This is a genomic window from Alcanivorax sp. NBRC 101098 (genome assembly GCF_001010505.1).
Lineage (GTDB): Bacteria > Pseudomonadota > Gammaproteobacteria > Pseudomonadales > Alcanivoracaceae > Alcanivorax > Alcanivorax borkumensis.
The window spans coordinates 1,405,549-1,423,009 of record NZ_AP014613.1; the positions used below are offsets into that span (position 1 = coordinate 1,405,549).

Annotated in this window: 12 protein-coding genes and 1 tRNA gene; 6 read left to right on the plus strand and 7 right to left on the minus strand. The window is 52.2% G+C overall.

The window, feature by feature from the left end; genetic code table 11:
* Window positions 1–275 precede the first annotated feature (275 nt).
* The 6 genes from clpP (at window position 276) to AS19_RS06425 (ending at window position 7,373) form a co-directional block, all read left to right on the plus strand.
* Window positions 276–932, plus strand: a complete 657-nt coding sequence (clpP, locus tag AS19_RS06400; RefSeq protein ID WP_011588493.1) for an ATP-dependent Clp endopeptidase proteolytic subunit ClpP — start codon at window positions 276–278, stop codon at window positions 930–932.
* A gap of 116 nt (window positions 933–1,048) precedes the next feature.
* The gene (clpX, locus tag AS19_RS06405; RefSeq protein ID WP_011588494.1) at window positions 1,049–2,329 is read left to right on the plus strand and encodes an ATP-dependent Clp protease ATP-binding subunit ClpX; all 1,281 of its coding nucleotides are present in this window, start codon (window positions 1,049–1,051) and stop codon (window positions 2,327–2,329) included.
* A 55-nt stretch (window positions 2,330–2,384) separates the two neighbouring features.
* A complete protein-coding gene (lon, locus tag AS19_RS06410) occupies window positions 2,385–4,781 on the plus strand; it encodes an endopeptidase La (protein ID WP_011588495.1) in 2,397 nt (798 codons plus the stop codon).
* A 183-nt stretch (window positions 4,782–4,964) separates the two neighbouring features.
* Complete coding sequence (locus tag AS19_RS06415) at window positions 4,965–5,237, plus strand: HU family DNA-binding protein (RefSeq protein ID WP_011588496.1); 273 nt, start codon at window positions 4,965–4,967, stop codon at window positions 5,235–5,237.
* Between the two features lie 10 nt (window positions 5,238–5,247).
* Window positions 5,248–5,324, plus strand: a tRNA-Asp gene (locus AS19_RS06420).
* 117 nt (window positions 5,325–5,441) lie between these two features.
* Window positions 5,442–7,373 (plus strand): SurA N-terminal domain-containing protein, encoded by a 1,932-nt coding sequence (locus AS19_RS06425; RefSeq protein ID WP_011588497.1) that lies wholly within the window; start codon window positions 5,442–5,444, stop codon window positions 7,371–7,373.
* Between the two features lie 81 nt (window positions 7,374–7,454).
* Here the strand turns inward: AS19_RS06425 and AS19_RS06430 are convergent, their stop codons facing one another.
* From AS19_RS06430 to AS19_RS06460, 7 genes are all read right to left on the minus strand, one after another.
* Window positions 7,455–8,252: an enoyl-ACP reductase gene (locus tag AS19_RS06430; protein WP_035458284.1), complete on the minus strand. Its 798-nt coding sequence runs from the start codon at window positions 8,250–8,252 to the stop codon at window positions 7,455–7,457.
* 243 nt (window positions 8,253–8,495) lie between these two features.
* Window positions 8,496–10,097, minus strand: coding sequence for an ABC transporter ATP-binding protein (locus AS19_RS06435; RefSeq protein WP_011588499.1), 1,602 nt, complete (start codon window positions 10,095–10,097; stop codon window positions 8,496–8,498).
* Complete coding sequence (locus AS19_RS06440; protein WP_011588500.1) at window positions 10,094–11,137, minus strand: ABC transporter permease; 1,044 nt, start codon at window positions 11,135–11,137, stop codon at window positions 10,094–10,096. Before AS19_RS06440 ends, AS19_RS06435 begins: the two co-directional genes overlap by 4 nt.
* Complete coding sequence (locus AS19_RS06445; RefSeq protein WP_041705340.1) at window positions 11,137–12,213, minus strand: microcin C ABC transporter permease YejB; 1,077 nt, start codon at window positions 12,211–12,213, stop codon at window positions 11,137–11,139. The genes AS19_RS06440 and AS19_RS06445 overlap by 1 nt, the downstream gene beginning before the upstream one ends.
* On the minus strand, window positions 12,213–14,018 hold the full coding sequence (locus tag AS19_RS06450; protein WP_046961844.1) for an extracellular solute-binding protein: 1,806 nt from the start codon (window positions 14,016–14,018) through the stop codon (window positions 12,213–12,215). The genes AS19_RS06445 and AS19_RS06450 overlap by 1 nt, the downstream gene beginning before the upstream one ends.
* Before the next feature lie 12 nt (window positions 14,019–14,030).
* Window positions 14,031–15,863: an extracellular solute-binding protein gene (locus tag AS19_RS06455; protein WP_011588503.1), complete on the minus strand. Its 1,833-nt coding sequence runs from the start codon at window positions 15,861–15,863 to the stop codon at window positions 14,031–14,033.
* Window positions 15,841–17,460 (minus strand): LysM peptidoglycan-binding domain-containing protein, encoded by a 1,620-nt coding sequence (locus AS19_RS06460; RefSeq protein ID WP_011588504.1) that lies wholly within the window; start codon window positions 17,458–17,460, stop codon window positions 15,841–15,843. Before AS19_RS06460 ends, AS19_RS06455 begins: the two co-directional genes overlap by 23 nt.
* Window position 17,461: the final 1 nt, after the last annotated feature.

The following is a 17,461-nucleotide window of genomic DNA, read 5'->3' on the forward strand; positions in this document are numbered from 1 at the left end:
TGTTGGACCTTCGAAACGGGGCCTTTGGGCCTCGTTTTGCGTTATTTATGCACAATTTGCGCAAGAATTGCGCACTTGAACCTTTCTCCTGCCCGCTTTTATAGACGCCCCCTTTGGTACCGTCATAAGATGTTTGGACACCTACTTGCGGTGGCTGCCTTGCATTATGGCCTTTAACCCCCCAAGACAGCCCAAGTACATGCCGGTTGTTGACCGCCGACATCAATAAACAGTTGAGAGTGTCCACGGACAATCAACGAGAAGGATAGCGCTACATGATCGACTTCAGCCGTATTAACTCGCTTACCCCGGAAATGAGTCAGCTCATCAAAGATCCGACTAACCTGGGTTTGGTACCGGTGGTGATCGAGCAGACTGCCCGTGGAGAGCGTTCTTTTGATATTTACTCCCGCCTTTTAAAGGAGCGAGTGATCTTCATGATCGGTCAGGTGGAAGACCATATGGCCAACCTGATTGTGGCGCAGATGCTATTTCTAGAATCTGAGAACCCGGACAAAGATATCCATCTGTATATCAATAGCCCAGGGGGTTCGGTAACAGCAGGGATGTCCATCTACGACACCATGCAGTTCATCAAGCCGGATGTATCCACTATGTGTATTGGCCAGGCGGCCAGCATGGGCGCTTTTCTGCTTACCGCGGGTGCTGCTGGCAAGCGTTTTGCGCTACCCAATGCCCGGGTGATGATTCATCAACCACTGGGTGGTTTTCAGGGTCAGGCGTCAGATATCGAGATCCACGCCAAGGAAATCCTAAAAATCAAAGGCCAATTAAACAGTTTGCTGGCGCATCACACCGGCCAGCCAATTGAACAGCTGGAAAAAGATACTGACCGCGATAACTTTATGAGTGCCGACGAAGCAAAAGAATACGGCATCATTGACGCGGTATTGAGCCAGCGCCCTGTTTAATAGGCTTGTTGGTACAAGAACAGTTCTAACGGTGCGGTATAGCAGCTCGGTGGGCTTGAAAAACAGCGGGCGACACGGCATCTTCAAAGCAAATACACAGGTTTAGAGGCAATTCGATGACCGATTCCACTGGCAAGGGCGACGACGGCAAGTTGCTGTATTGCTCATTCTGCGGCAAAAGCCAGCATGAGGTACGCAAGCTAATTGCGGGGCCCTCGGTCTTTATTTGCGATGAATGCGTGGATCTGTGTAACGACATTATCCGCGAGGAAGTGCAGGAAGACACCAGCGAGACTGATGGCGAACGCCTGCCTAAGCCCAATGAAATTAAAGATACCCTCGACGAGTACGTGATTGGCCAAGAAAGGGCCAAGAAGGTGTTGGCCGTGGCGGTTTACAACCACTACAAGCGCCTGCGCAGTGGTGGCAAAGGCCGTGATGAAGTTGAGTTGGGTAAGAGTAATATTTTGCTTATTGGTCCTACCGGTAGTGGTAAGACCCTGTTGGCAGAAACGTTGGCCCGCATGTTGAACGTGCCCTTTACCATTGCTGATGCCACCACCCTTACCGAAGCCGGTTATGTCGGTGAGGACGTGGAAAATATTATTCAAAAATTGCTACAGAAATGTGATTACGATGTGGACAAGGCTCAGCGCGGCATCGTTTATATCGATGAAATCGATAAGATTTCTCGCAAATCGGACAATCCCTCTATTACCCGTGATGTGAGTGGGGAGGGTGTTCAGCAAGCGCTGTTGAAGTTAATTGAAGGCACTGTAGCCTCAGTGCCACCTCAGGGTGGGCGCAAACATCCTCAGCAAGAGTTTCTGCAAGTAGACACCTCGAACATGCTATTTATCTGTGGCGGAGCCTTCGCGGGCCTGGACAAGGTGATCCGCGAGCGCTCTGAAAAGGGGGGGATTGGTTTCTCCGCTGAGGTGAAGAGCAAAGATAATACGCGCAATCTGGGTGAGCTATTGGTCGATGTTGAACCAGAGGATCTGGTCAAGTACGGCCTGATTCCAGAGTTTATTGGTCGCCTACCCGTTATCGCTACTCTGGAAGAGCTTAGCGAGGATGCACTAATTCAGATCCTCACAGAGCCGCGCAATGCATTGACCAAGCAGTATGCTCGCCTGTTCGAGATGGAAGGGGTGGAGCTGGACTTTCGCGAAGATGCATTAAAAGCGATTGCCAACAAGGCGATGGTGCGCAAAACGGGTGCCAGGGGCTTGCGTTCAATTCTGGAAAGCGTGCTGCTTGATACCATGTATCAGGTGCCATCCATGGAGAGCGTTGCCAAGGTAGTTATTGATAGCCCTACTATCAAAGGCGAATCTGAGCCCTTGTTGATTTACGAAAACAACGAGCAGTCTTCCAAGGTCGCGCCGGATTGAGATCTGGACAGAGTCCGGATCCGTCCTTGTGCAACCTAAGTCATAGAGGCAATACGTGCTGAAAGATATTCCGCTTTTACCGCTGCGTGATGTAGTAGTGTACCCGCACATGGTTATTCCGCTGTTTGTTGGCAGGGAAAAATCCATTGCGGCTCTCGAAGCTGCGATGGCCGCCGATAAGCAGATTATGCTGGTAGCCCAGCGTAATGCTTCCGATGACGATCCATCTGTGGATGACGTTTACCGGGTGGGCACTATTTCCACCATTCTTCAGTTGCTTAAATTGCCCGACGGGACGGTTAAGGTTTTGGTTGAAGGCGGTCAACGTGCGCATTTGGCCAAGGCCGAATTTGGCGACAATGGCGCAGTTGCGGATGTCCGCGAACTGGAAGAAGGATTGCCTGAAGAGAGCGAACAGGATGCGCTATCTCGTTCTTTGCAAGGTCAGTTTGAAGACTATGTGAAACTGTCAAAGAAAGTGGCTCCAGAGGTTACCGGCTCCGTTTCTTCTATTGATGAAGTTAGTCGCTTGGCCGATACCATTGCCGCCCATTTACAGCTCAAGCTTGAAGAAAAGCAAGATGTGTTGGAAATGGTAGACGTGCGAGAGCGCGTGGAGCATTTGATTGCGCTGATGGAATCAGACATCGATGTGCTGAAAGTAGAAAAGCGCATTCGTGGCCGCGTAAAGAAGCAGATGGAGAAAAGCCAGCGCGAGTACTATCTGAACGAACAGATGAAAGCCATCCAGAAAGAGTTAGGCGATCTGGAAGACGGTGGTAACGACCTAGACGATTTGGAAAAGAAAATTGACAGTGCGGGCATGCCTAAAGAAGCCCATGACAAGGCACTGGCTGAACTGAATAAACTTAAGATGATGTCACCCATGTCAGCGGAAGCCACGGTGGTACGCGGATACCTTGACTGGATGACGTCGGTGCCATGGAAAAAGCGCAGCCGAGTTCGTCACGATCTTAAATATGCGAAAGAGGTTTTGGACCGGGATCATTACGGTTTAGAAGATGTTAAAGACCGCGTGCTGGAATTTCTTGCAGTCCAAAGTCGGGTAGGCAAAGTGAAAGGGCCGGTGTTGTGTTTGGTCGGCCCGCCGGGTGTCGGCAAGACTTCGTTAGGACAATCCATTGCCAGTGCAACCAACCGAAAGTTTGTGCGCATGGCTCTGGGTGGCGTTCGAGATGAAGCTGAAATTCGTGGCCATCGCCGTACTTATATTGGCTCCCTACCTGGTAAGGTAATTCAGAAAATTTCTAAAGTGGGAGTGCGTAACCCGCTGTTTCTATTTGATGAAATAGACAAGATGGGCATGGATAGTCGTGGCGATCCAGCATCTGCTTTGTTGGAAGTGCTCGATCCAGAGCAGAATGATACGTTCAGCGATCATTACTTGGAAGTGGATTACAATCTGTCTGAAACGTTGTTTATCTGTACTTCTAATTCCATGAATATTCCAGCGCCACTGCTGGATCGCATGGAGGTGATTCGCCTTCCTGGTTACACAGAGGAAGAAAAGATCAATATTGCTTCGCAGTATCTGATTCCCAAGCAAATCAAAAACAACGGTTTGAAAAAAGGTGAGCTGCTTTTTGATGAAGCCGTGTTACGGTACATCGTGCGTCATTACAGCCGTGAAGCGGGTGTGCGTGGTCTCGAACGTGAGATCAGCAAGATCTGCCGCAAAGTAGTGAAGGAACATTTGCTAAGCGGCGAGGCCAAAACAGTCACCATGACCGAAGAGCTGCTTGAGCATTATCTTGGTGTGCGTAAGTTCAGTTTTGGTCGTGCTGAAGAGCAAGATCAGATCGGGCAGGTAACGGGACTGGCTTGGACATCCGTTGGTGGAGAGCTGCTCACTATTGAAAGCGTTTCTACACCGGGTAAAGGACGTGTGATTTCTACAGGCTCCCTTGGTGATGTGATGCAGGAATCTATTCAAGCTGCATGGACAGTGGTTAAAAGCCGCGCAAGCACCTTGGGTATTCGGCGCCGAGCCTTGGATCGTAACGATCTGCACATGCATGTCCCCGAAGGGGCAACGCCGAAAGACGGCCCCAGTGCGGGTGTGGGTATGTGCACGGCCATGGTGTCTGTGCTTACGGGCATTCCGGTACGTGCTGATGTGGCGATGACCGGTGAGATTACTCTGCGTGGGCAGGTGCTACCAATTGGTGGCCTCAAAGAGAAATTACTTGCTGCCCATCGTGGTGGAATTAAGACAGTATTGATTCCAGATGAGAATGAGCGGGACCTCAAAGAGATCCCCGATAATATCAAGGCGTCCTTGGATATTCGACCAGTAAAATGGATTGACCAGGTACTTGATGTGGCTCTAAGTCGTCAACCAAGCCCGCTTTCTGAAGCGGAATTGGAAGAAGATTTGGCGTTAGCAGATGAGAAAAACCAGGAAGGTAACAAGCGTCCTAGTACTCATTAATAGATCACTTTTGAACATTTTAAATAGTTGATCTGCAAGGTATTTTCAATACGTTTAACTTGGGTGAGATCGTACTTTTCCTTTCTTGACGCCCCTAGTACCCGTTGGTATAAAGGCGGCCTTGCATAAGGAGAGTGCATCCGCCTCGACCATAAAACCGGAAAATAGAGAAAGGGGAACTTTGTGAATAAATCAGAGTTGATTGATGCGATTGCCGCTAGCGCGGATATTTCCAAAGCCGACGCTGGTCGCGCTCTGGATTCTACTTTGGAAGCGGTAACTGGTGCCCTGAAAAATGGTGACAGCGTTTCTCTAGTAGGTTTTGGTACTTTTGCTGTTAAGCGTCGTGAAGCTCGCGATGGTCGTAACCCGCAAACAGGTCAGACTATCAAAATAGCTGCTGCCAACGTGCCGGGCTTCAAAGCGGGTAAAGCGCTGAAAGATGCGGTGAACTAAACTGTTTGCAGGAGCGGTAGTTCAGCTGGTTAGAATACCGGCCTGTCACGCCGGGGGTCGCGGGTTCGAGTCCCGTCCGCTCCGCCAGTTTGAGAAAGCGTACTCGTAGCGAGTACGCTTTTTTGCATTATAAGGGAACCCGCAGCAACTTGTCGGTTCTGAATAACAAGGTCCAATTACAGAATATCCTTACGGAGTAATTTCATGCAGGAGTTCAGACGGTTTGTCCGCGGTCCCGTGGGCAAGGTCCTGCTTGCCGCTATCATTCTTCCTTTCGTGATTTCCGGCTTTTATGGCTATTTTGTCGGAGGAAGTACTGGCGATGTGGTAGCTGAAGTTGAAGGTAGTAAGATCACTCGTGGCGTAGTCAATCAACGGGTTGAGCGGGTTCGTAACATGCTTCGCGAGCAGAGCCCGAACATGAACCCCGCCTTGCTAGATTCCTTTGTGCGTCCGGAAATGGTGTTGGATGGAATTGTTAACGAGCAATTGATCCTTTCAGCGGCTGAGCAATCAAATATGGTGTTCAGTGAAAAACAGGTTGCCGCCGATATTTACAAAGTGCCGTTATTTCAAGTAGACGGAAAGTTTTCTGAACAACGATTTGAACGTGAGCTGCGCGCCCGTGGCATGAATCCACAAACCTATGTTCAAGGCCTACGTCAGGACATGCTTAAAGAGCAGTTCCGTGCCGGTTTTATGCAGACGGATTTTTCGCTGCCCTTAGAATTGAACGAGCAGCGTCGTTTGGGTGAACAGTCACGGGACATTCGCTATGTACAATTGGATATCGATTCTCTGCGCAAGCAATTCACCGTATCGGATGAAGACGTCAAAGCGTTTTACGACGACAATCAGGGTGAGTTCATGCGTCCTGAAGAATTCAAGGTTTCCTACGTTGAATTGTCCGCTGATAAGTACACAGATCAGGTCAGCGTGACTGACGAAGAGGTGGAGGCGGAATACGACGTTCGCAAATCCATTATGGAAGAAGCGGGCGCCGGTGACGCACGGCGTCATGTGTCGCATATCCTCATCGAATTGAATGATGATCGTGATCTTGATCAGGCAAAGGCCCGTGCCCGTGAAGCGGCTAAAGCCATTGCAGATGGTGCTTCTTTTGCGGACGTCGCTGCCCAATATTCCGATGATTTAGGCAGTGCCCAATCCGGTGGTGAGCTGGGCGTGGTATCTAAAGGAGCCTTGCCTGAAGAAATGGAAACAGCGATTGCAGAGTTGTCGCCTGGAACCGTTTCTGCTCCGGTGGTTACTGATGCAGGTGTGCACCTTATATTCGTAACGCAAGAAGACACTGCGACAGCGTTGCCGTCATTAGCCGATCTGTCTGATCAGATCCGTGCTGATTTGACTAAAGCCCGAGCAGAATCGTTGCTGAACGAGGATGTGTCGAAGCTTGAAGAGCTTCTTTATGAGCATCCAGACCTACAGAGTCCAGCTGAGCAAGTAGGTGTTTCCGTGGTGACGACTGATTGGATTGATCTTGCTGCTGCAAATGCACCGTTATCGTTGCCGCAAGTGCAACAGGCTCTTAATTCAGAGCAGGTTCGTCAGCAAGGCCATAACAGTGATTTAATTGAAGTGGATTCCACGCATTATATCGCTGTGCGTATTGCTGAAGATAAGCCTGCTGAGCCGATGCCCCTTGACGAGGTTTCTTTTGCCATTCGCGAGCGGTTGAAAGGTGAGCTAGCGATGGACAAAGTACAGCAACTGGCAAAAATGGCTGAGAAAACGATCGAGGAAGGTGGCAACCTGGAATCAGTGGCTACATTGTTTGATGTGGAAATCGCCGAACAGGAAGGCTTGCAACGTGGCGGCGCCGAACCCGCGATGGAAGTGGTAAATGGTGCCTTTAGTGCTCCTCGCGCTGCAGAAGGTGACGCTTCACCAGTCTCGATTACTCGTTTGGGCAATGGTTCAGTTGTTGCCTATCAGGTAACCAGTGTCGCAGACGGTAATGCTGAGCCGCTGAGTGCTGCCCAACAGCAGGCAGCTCTTATAGAGCTTGGCAACGTCGAAGGCCAACGAAACTTCCGTCAGGTGGTTGCTTTACTCCGTGATGAAGGTGATGTGGAACTGTATCCGTCTCGATTGAGTGCCAATCAGGGCGAATAATACTCTGAAAGTTCCGCCCACAAAAAAGCCCACCTAAGCGGTGGGCTTTTTTGTGGGCGTTAATAAGTAAGAAAGACGTTCTTAAAGCTCCAGTTCAAACGGCATAGACACAGTGCTCGCACCAGCATCAACGTAGGTGATTTCGCCGGTGATGCCGGAGGCCAAGTCTGAGCATAGGAAGGCAGCAGTATTGCCCACTTCCTCAATGGTTACGTTGCGGCGTAATGGTGCTTTGGCCGCATTGTAATCCAGCATGCTGCGAAATTTCTTAATGCCGGAGGCTGCAAGGGTACGGATAGGGCCGGCAGAGATGCCGTTTACCCGCACACCGTCTGGTCCCATGCTGGCGGCCAGGTAACGCACTGAGGCTTCCAGGCTGGCTTTGGCCATGCCCATCACGTTGTAGTTCGGTACAGACTGGCGCGCAGCATGGTAGGTAAGGGTGAGCAGGGCGCCATTACGGCCAGCCAGCATGCTTTTTCCGGCCTTGGCCAGCGCTACGAAGCTATAGCTGGAAATGTCATGGGCAATCTGAAAACCCTCGCGGGTGGCTACATCGACAAAGTTACCATCCAGTTCGTTAGCGGGGGCGAAACCGACGGCGTGCACAATGCCGTCGAGGCCATCCCATTGTTTGCCGAGTTCAGAGAAAACGGCATCAATAGCCTCGTCGCTGGTGACATCACAGGGGAAACACAGGGCTTCACTGCTGCCATAGCGCTCTGCGGCTTTGAGTACGCGGCTTTTCAGCTTGTCATTCTGGTAGGTGAAAGCTAAGTCAGCACCTTCGCGGTGCATGGCTTCAGCAATTCCGGTGGCAATGGAGCGGTCGCTGGCGACTCCGACAATCAGGTAACGTTTGCCTGCAAGAAATCCCATGTTCATCCTCGATATACTTTTGAGTCGAAAGTTGAAAGTTGAAAGTTAATAAGCACGATCTGGCTTGCTTGCTATCGGCATAAACCATTCCCGAGCCTGGAAGTAAACAGCTCTACTACCGCAAGGTTTACGATGAAGGTAGTCCAGATTGCCGCTAATGTGATCTGCGCTTTTAACTTTCAACTTTGAACTTGTCACTAATTATAGGCAATTAGTCCGGTTATTACGCCCGATCGAGGGCGATCAAAGTGCAACCGTCTGTTTCCTGCTGTTGGCAAAGGCCGCATCGATCAGCGTCTGGGTGTACGGTTGCTGTGGGTTTTCAAAAATGGCCTCAGTATCGCCCTGTTCCACGGGTTTGCCGTCTTTCATCACCAACACACGGTGACAAATAGCACGGATAACTTTCAGATCATGGCTGATAAACAGATAGCTGAGTCCCCGTCGCTGTTGTAGTGCCTTCAGCAATTCCAGTATCTGGTGCTGAACACTGCGATCCAGCGCTGAGGTGGGTTCGTCCAGCACCAGTAATGCAGGCTCCATGATGAGCGCACGGGCAATGGCAATGCGCTGGCGTTGCCCGCCAGAAAACTCATGGGGGTAACGGTGACGAACGGTAATGGGCAACCCGACCTCCTCGAGAATGCGGCAGACACGATTTTCCCGCTCTGTACTCCTCAGCTCTGGAGCGTGAACGGCCAAGCCTTCGGCGACGATTTGGCCTACTGTCATGCGCGGGTTGAGGCTGCCATAGGGGTCCTGGAATACCACTTGAAAATGGCTGCGCCATTGCCGTAATCCTGTGCGAGAGAGGGCGCGAATATCAGTGCCATTCATGTCAATGTCACCGTCACTCTTGATCAAGCGCAGTAAAGCCAGGGCCAGGGTCGATTTACCTGAGCCAGATTCACCAACGATACCCAGGGTTTCACCCTCGCGCAGGGTAAGATTGATGTGGTCTACCGCGTGTAGCAGGCTTGGTGGCGTGAACAGAGACTGGCGCTTGCCCTTGAAAGTGACGGCAATGTTGGTGGCACTCAGCAGCACGGGGGTGCCATCGGGCAATGGTTTCGCGCGCCCCTGTGGCTCCGCCTCGATAAGGTGACGGGTATAATCCTGTGTTGGTTGGCTTAATACCGTCTCGGTGGGGCCAGATTCCACACGCTTGCCGTTATGCATGACCACAATGTCCTCGGCAAAACGGCTGACTACACCTAAGTCGTGGCTGATCAATAGTATGGAAAGATTCAATTCTTTCTGTAAGCGTTTGATCAGATCGAGAATGGTTTCTTGTACCGTTACATCCAGGGCGGTGGTTGGCTCATCGGCGATGAGTATCTGAGGTTCATTAGCCAGTGCCATGGCGATCATGACCCTTTGCCGCTGGCCGCCGCTAAGTTGGTGCGGATAGCGGCTCAGCATATCGGCTGTGGCGGGTAGCTCGACATGTTCCAACAGCGTCAGGCAGCGCTCGCGGGCCCGCTGCTTGCTCATGCCCTGATGGACGAACAGACTTTCGCTGATTTGTTTCTCTACCGTATGTAATGGATTGAGGGCGGTCAGCGGTTCCTGGAAAATCATGCCGATACGGCCACCACGCAGTTTACGTTTCTGTTCGCGGTTGAGTGACTGTAGATCGGTGCCATCCAGTTGCAGGCTTTCAGCCTGCCACTGTGCGTTTTCCGGCAGCAGATCCATCACCGACAGGGCAGTGAGGGATTTTCCGGAACCAGACTCGCCCACCAGCGCCAGCATACGGCCGGGATGGAGTTCCAGCGACATGTCATCAACGGCAAGCTGACCGGCAAAACGAATACTCAGCCCTTCGATGCGTAACAGACTCATTGCAGAAACTTCCTTGTGTCGAACGCATCGCGAATGGCTTCACCGATAAATACCAGCAAAGTCAGCATCAACGTGAGAGTGGCGAAGACGCTGATGCCTAACCAGGGGGCATGCAGGTTGGCTTTTCCCTGGCCGACCAGTCGACCCAGCGAAGGTGCATCTGGCGGCATGCCGAAGCCGATGAAATCAAGAGAGGTGAGGGTGACCACTGCGCTGTTGAGAATAAACGGCAGGAAAGTAATAGTGGCGACCATGGCATTGGGCAGCATATGCCGGAACATGATGACCGGAGTGCGAACGCCCATGGCGTGGGCGGCACGGACATAGTCCATGTTCCGACAACGTAGAAATTCTGCCCGCACCAGATCCACCAGAGCCATCCAGGAAAATAGCAGCAGGATCACCAGCAGTGTCCAGAAACTGGGTACCACAAAGCTGGAAATGATGATGATCAGATACAGCGTGGGCATGCTCGACCAGATTTCCAGAAAACGCTGGCCGGCCAGATCCAGCCAGCCGCCATAGTAGCCTTGAATTGCCCCGACAATAATGCCGACGATGCTGGAAAGGATGGTCAATACCAACCCAAATAGGACAGAAATACGAAAGCCGTAAATCAAGCCTGCCAATACATCACGGCCTTGATCATCTGTGCCGAGCCAGTTTTCGGCTGATGGTGGGGCCGGTGCTGGCACCGCCAGATCATAATTGATGGTGTTATAGCTGTAGCGAACCGGTGGCCACAGCATCCAGCCCTTATCGTTAATCAGTTCTTTGACGACTGGGTCGCGATAATTGGTTTCCGATTCGAAAAAACCGCCAAAGGTGGTTTCCGGATAGGTATTGAAGACGGGAACGTAGAATTCGTTATCGTAGCTGACCAGTAGCGGCTTTTCGTTGGCAATCAGCTCGGCACCGAGGCTGATGACAAACAGGGTGACAAAAATCCATAGCGCCCAATAGCCGCGTTTGTTTGAACGAAACGCCTGCCACTGGCGTTGCCAGACCGGGTTGCGCGTGAGCGGGTTGCTAAAGGCCATTAGCTCTGCCTCCGCTCAAAATCAATGCGCGGGTCCACCCACATGTAGGTCAGGTCGCTGACCAATTTCAGCAACAAGCCAATCAGTGTGAAGATAAACAGGGTGCCAAACACCACCGGGTAGTCCCGGTTAATCACTGACTCGAAGCCGAGCAGGCCAAGGCCGTCGAGGGAAAAAATAAACTCGATAAGCAGTACTCCGGTGAAAAACATGCCCACAAAGGCCGCGGGGAAGCCGGCGATAATGATCAACATGGCGTTGCGAAAAACATGGCCGTACAACACCTGTTTTTCGCTTAGCCCTTTGGCTCGAGCGGTTTGCACGTACTGTTTGCGAATTTCATCCATGAAAGAATTTTTCGTCAGCATGGTCAGGGTGGCAAAACTGCCAGCGACGATCGCGAAGGTAGGTAAGGTGATATGCCACAGATAATCAGTCACTTTGCCAAACAGACTCAGTTGCTCAAAATTATCCGAGGTGAGGCCCCGCAGGGGGAACCATTCAAAGTAAGAACCGCCGGCAAACAGCACGATCAACAGGATACCAAGCAGGAAACTGGGAATGGCAAAACCGATGACAATGGCGGTGCTGCTCCAGATATCAAAACGTGATCCGTCTTTCACGGCTTTGCGAATGCCCAGGGGAATGGAAACCATATAGGCAATCAGGGTGCTCCACAGCCCCAGTGACAGCGATACCGGTATGCGCTCGACGATAAGTTCGGTTACTGAACGGTCACGGTAGTAAGATTCGCCGAAATCGAAGCTCAGGTAGCTTTTCACCATCAGCCAAAAACGTTCTGGCGCCGGTTTATCAAAGCCATAGAGTTTTTGAATTCGTTCTACCAGTTCCGGCGGAAGGCCTTTGGAACCTCGGTAGTCGCCACCACTACTGAGTGTATCCACGCTGCCACCCGCAAAACTGCCGCCAGCGCCCCCGCCAATGCCCTGCAATTCCGCCAGGGTTTTTTCCACTGGGCCACCGGGGGCAGCCTGCACCACCACAAAGTTCAGTAATAGAATGCCGAACAGGGTGGGGATGATGAGCAGCAAACGTTTGGCAATATAAAGTCGCATCATTGCGCGTTGCTATCCCACCAGGTGTCGATGGCACCATCAATGCCAACGTATTCAGGCAAGGGTGGGTGTTTCAGGCGACTGCGATAAGATAGGCGATGGTGGTCCGCATACCAATTTGGGATCACATAGAAATTCCATTGCAGTACCCGATCCAGGGCACGGCTGGCGATAACCAACTGGTCGCGCGTGGTGGCGGTGACAATGGCATTAACCAATGTGTCCACGGCTGGATTCTGGATACCGATGATGTTGCGGCTGCTGGGGTCTTTGGCGGCTTTGCTGCCCCAATACTCCAGTTGCTCATTGCCCGGGGAGGAAGATTGGGCAAAGGAGCTGACCACCATGTCGAAGTTGAAGTTACGAATGCGCTCTACGTATTGGCTAGTGTCTACCTTGACTACCTGTGCATCAATGCCCAGTGCTTTCAGATTGCGAGCAAACGGCAGAAGAATGCGTTCAAATGCGGGCTGATGCAGCATTATCTGGAAGCTTACTGGCGCGCCGTTTGGGGTGTGCAATTGACCGTCGCTGATTTGGTAGCCTGCTTTTTTCAACAACGTTTGGGCTCGCGCCAGATTGGCTCGTGGGCGGCCGCTGCCATCACTTTTCGGCGGTTGGTAGCTTTCCGTGAAAACACGCTCGGGAATCTCGTCGCGTAGCGGTTCAAGTAGTTTCAATTCCGCTTCGGAGGGTAGGCCGGTGGCGGCCATATCAGAGTTCTGGAAATAACTGCGCGTGCGGTTGTACTGGCCATAAAACAAGTTGGCATTGGACCATTCGAAATCCAGTGCGTAGGTCATGGCCTCACGCAGAGCAATATCCTGAAATAGCGGATTGCGCAGGTTATAGACGATCCCCTGCATTCCTGCCGGGTTTGAGTGGGGAACCTCTTCCTTAACCAGCTGGCCCTCGTCAAAGGCTTTGCCCTTGTAGCTGGTGGCCCAGTTCTTTGAGCTGATCTCGAAGCGCCAATCATAATCGCCACGCTTGAATGCTTGCAGGGCAACGGTGTCATCCAGGAAATAATCGAAAGAAATCGTATCGAAGTTATTGCGGCCGCGGATGATGGGCAGGTCTTTGGCCCAGTAATCCTGGCGGCGTTGGTAGGTGATTTTTTTTCCAGTATCCACTTTACTGACGGCATAGGGGCCGGAGCCAATCGGTTTTTCCAGGCCGGCATTGGTAAAATCACGGGTTTCCCATACGTGTTCGGGTAGAACAGGAAGCTGACCAATGATCAGTGCCAGCTCACGGTTGTCACCGGGCTTGAAGTGGAAAGTCACGGTGTGTGGGTCATCGGCGGTAACGTGGTCGACACCACTGTAATAAAAACTGTAGAAGGGCGCGCCGTCATTGATCAGTGTGTTGAAGGTCCACACCACATCGCTGGCCTGCACCGGTTTACCGTCGCTGAAGGTGGCTTTTGGGTTCAGATGAAAGCGTACCCAGCTACGGTCGCTGGGCCATTCGATGGTTTTGGCCAATAAGCCATACTGGGTAAAGGGTTCGTCCTCGGCGCGGGCGGTAAGGGTGTCATAGACAAGGGAGCCTATACCGGCGGCGGCGGTGCCTTTAGGCACAAAAGGGTTGAGGCTGTCGAACGTACCGATGACGTGACGGCGTAATATTCCGCCTTTGGGCGCCTCCGGATTCACATAATCCAGGTGCTGAAAATTTGCCGAATATTTTGGGGTGCCATGCATGGCCATGGCGTGGCTGCGGTGAATATCGGCATGTGCCAGGCCGGAAAGAGCGCACAAACCCACCAATAGCCCTCGCAGCAGGCTGCGGTTAACGGCCATAAAGACTCCTTGTTATTGTTTAAACCACCAAGTGTCCAGACCCAGCCCATAGGGAATTGGTTCCGGCGGGCGGGCAAACTTGTCCCACCAGGCAATACGATGGTCGTTGATATAGTAGTTCAAGACCCCGTACTGCTGGTAGCGCAACATACGATCCAACGCCTGCAAGCTAAGTCGGTAATCGGTTTCATTGTCCGTGCTGAGTGCATGCTCGACAAGAAAGTCCACCACCGGATTACGGATGCCAGCCAAGTTCCGGCTGCCGACGACCTTGGCGCTGGCCGACGCAAAATAGTCTTTCAGTTCCGGCCCCGGGTACGCCTGAACGGGAAGTACAAAAAGCACTACATCGTAATCGAAGGTGTCCAGGCGCTGCTTGTAGGCGGCAGGATCAATTTCACGGTATTGGGCCTCAATGCCCAGCCGTTTCAGATTACGAAACCAGGGCGCAAGAATGCGGTATATGCCGGGGTTGTGATAGTTCAAGACAGTGAACTGTAGCGGGCGGCCTTCGGCGTTAACCAGGGTTTGCCCATCCAGTTTCCAGCCGCTTTCTTTCAGCAGTGCCAGGGCTTCGCGCATTCGATTACGAATCTGCCCGCTACCATCGTTAATCGGCGCGCTGATGTCGGCGGTGAAGTAATCATCAGGGAGCTGTTCGATGAAGGGGCTGAGCAGGGCTTTTTCCGCGTCAGAAGCGGGTGTTGTTGCGCTGTATACACTGTTGGGGAACCAGCTTTGTGTGCGCTTATAGGCGCCGCTGAACAGGTTCTTGTTGGACCATTGAAAATCGAACAGCAAGTTGGCAGCACGTCGGACATTAATATCATTGAAGGGTGCGCGCCGGGTGTTAAAGAAGAAGGCTTGTACTGGACGGGGAATACGATGAGGGACGTTAGCCCGTTTTACTTTGCCTTCTTTCAGCGCCGAGAATTTGTAAGCCGTGGCCCAGTGCTTGGAACTGTAATCATAATGGACATCGTAGCCACCGGCTTTAAACGCTTCAAAACCCACATCAGCATCGCGGTAGAACTCGAACTCTACGGTGTCGAAATTATAACGGCCACGATTCACCGGTAAATCTTTGGCCCAGTAGTCTTTTACCCGGGTAAAGGTGACTTGCCGACCAGCCTTCACTTCAGTGACCTTGTAAGGCCCGCTAGACAGAGGTGGGGTCAGTGAGGCGCTGTCGAAATCATGCTGTTGCCAGTAGTGGCGGGGCAAAATGGGAATAGCTCCGGCTACTAAGGGCAAATCGCGACGGCCGCGATGAAAGGTAAATTTCACCGTTTGTGAATCGATCGCTTCAATGTTAGCAATGTCCGCCAGACGCAGAGCGAATTCCGGGTGGCCTTTCTCGCGCAGAATATTTACCGAGAACACCACATCGTCAGCCCGGATCGGGTGACCGTCATGGAACTGTGCTTCGTCACGAATATGGAAGATGCACCAGCTGCGATCCTCTGGATATTCCAGCCAGTCAGCAATCAAGCCGTAAGCTGCTCCAGCTTCATCGCCCAATGGATTATGGGGCTGGCTTCCCATCAACAGGCTGTCAGCAATTTCGGTGACCCCATACATTTGAATGCCTGGGGTGTCAGCAGGGCTTCGCCCTTTGAGAATGTAAGGGTTCAGGCTGTCGAAGGTCCCCTGGCCAAACAGGCGCAGGGTGCCACCTTTCGGAGCGCCGGGGTTAACGTAATTGAGATGCTGGAAATCGACGGGGTACTTGAGACTGCCGAATGGATGGTAACCGTGGCTACGGGTAGGCTCGGCGTGGCATATCACGCCGAGCAGTAGGCCCAGAAAGGCAAAAGTAAGTTTAGTGCGTTTGGCGAATATCAACGTAGAGTGTCAGCCGTTGCCCAGGTTGTATGTATTGATTGCTGGCTACACTGTTGTTCCAGCTTTTTATGTCGTTGACCGATACATTAAAGCGGTCAGCAATGGCATACAAGGAATCGCCGTTACGAATCGCATAGCGGACTTTGCGTACCATATTAGGATTGCTGGCAGCAGGCACGCTAGCGGGGCTGCCTGCCAGGCTGCCTTTGGTCCATACCGCCAAGCTCTGGCCCACACGCAGGTTGTCTTTAGGGGCTATTCCATTCCATTTTGCTAGCTCTGGTACGCCGACTTTATGGCGACGGGCAATTTCCCATAGGGTCTCACCGGATTGAACCGTGTAGTCGATCCGTTGGCGTCCTTTAGGGCGTTTCGATTGTGTTTTGGCCAGCCGTGTTTCAGCGCTAAGGCTATCATTACTGTTGGTGGAGGCGGGGCCGGGAATTAACAGGGTGCGGCCAGCGATAATGGTGTTGTTCTTGAGGTGGTTGATATTGCGCAGTACCTGGGGGGTGGTGCGGTACTGGCGTGCAATAGCGCCCAGATTATCACCGGGGCGAATTTGGTAACGGCCCCACTGCATGCGCTGATCCTTGGGGAGGTGGACCAGCTTGTTCCTGAATCGTTCGGCCCGATTGACCGGGACGAGCAAGCGGAAGGGGCCGTCGGGTGAGGTGGCCCAACGGTTATAGGACGGATTTAGTAGGTAAAGCTCTTCCACGGAAATGTCTGCTAGCCGTGCGGCCTGCGCCAAATCAATCTGGCCGCCTGTGTTAACTGTAATGAAGTAGGGTTCGTTGGCGATCGGGTGTAGGGGCACATTATAGGTGTCCGGGTCTCCTATAATTTGTGCGATTGCGAGCAGCTTAGGCACATAGGCAGTGGTTTCGCGCGGCAGATTCAGGTTCCAGAAGTCGGTGGGTTTCCCTGCTTCTTCATTGTGTCGGATAGCCCGGGAAATGGTGCCGCCACCGGCATTGTAAGAGGCTAGTGCCAGCAGCCAGTCACCGTCGAAACGGCTGGAAAGTTTTTGTAAGTAATCCAACGCAGCGTTGGTGGACTTAAGAATGTCGCGGCGTTGGTCTTCCCACCAAGTGCGCTGCATACCGAAATAATCGCCGGTGGAGGGAATGAATTGCCAAGGGCCCGCAGCACGGCCATGGGAATAGGCAAAGGGGTCGAAGGCACTTTCCACGATGGGAAGCAATGCCAACTCCAGTGGCATGTCACGAGCCTCAGCCTGTTCGATAATGTAGTGTAGGTAACGCTCAGAGCGCCTAGTGACACGAGTGAAGTATTGAGGATGGCGAGCGTACCATTCGCGCTGCACGCGAATGCGATCGTTTTCTATGTTCAGATCCAATCCGTAGCCGGCACGTAGTCGCGCCCATAGATCGTCATTATCTGTTGCCTGTATTGCCTGCTTATTTTTGTCGTCCACTGGGGCCGGTTCATCCATGCCGTTGCCCAATTTTAGGTCATCCACAGAGGGCTTAGCGGCCGGCATGGGAGGGAGATTTTCTAGGGAGTCATTGGTGGCACAGCCACCGAGAGCCCCCAAGCCAAATAAAAAGGCCAAAGGAATAATGTGTTTCATA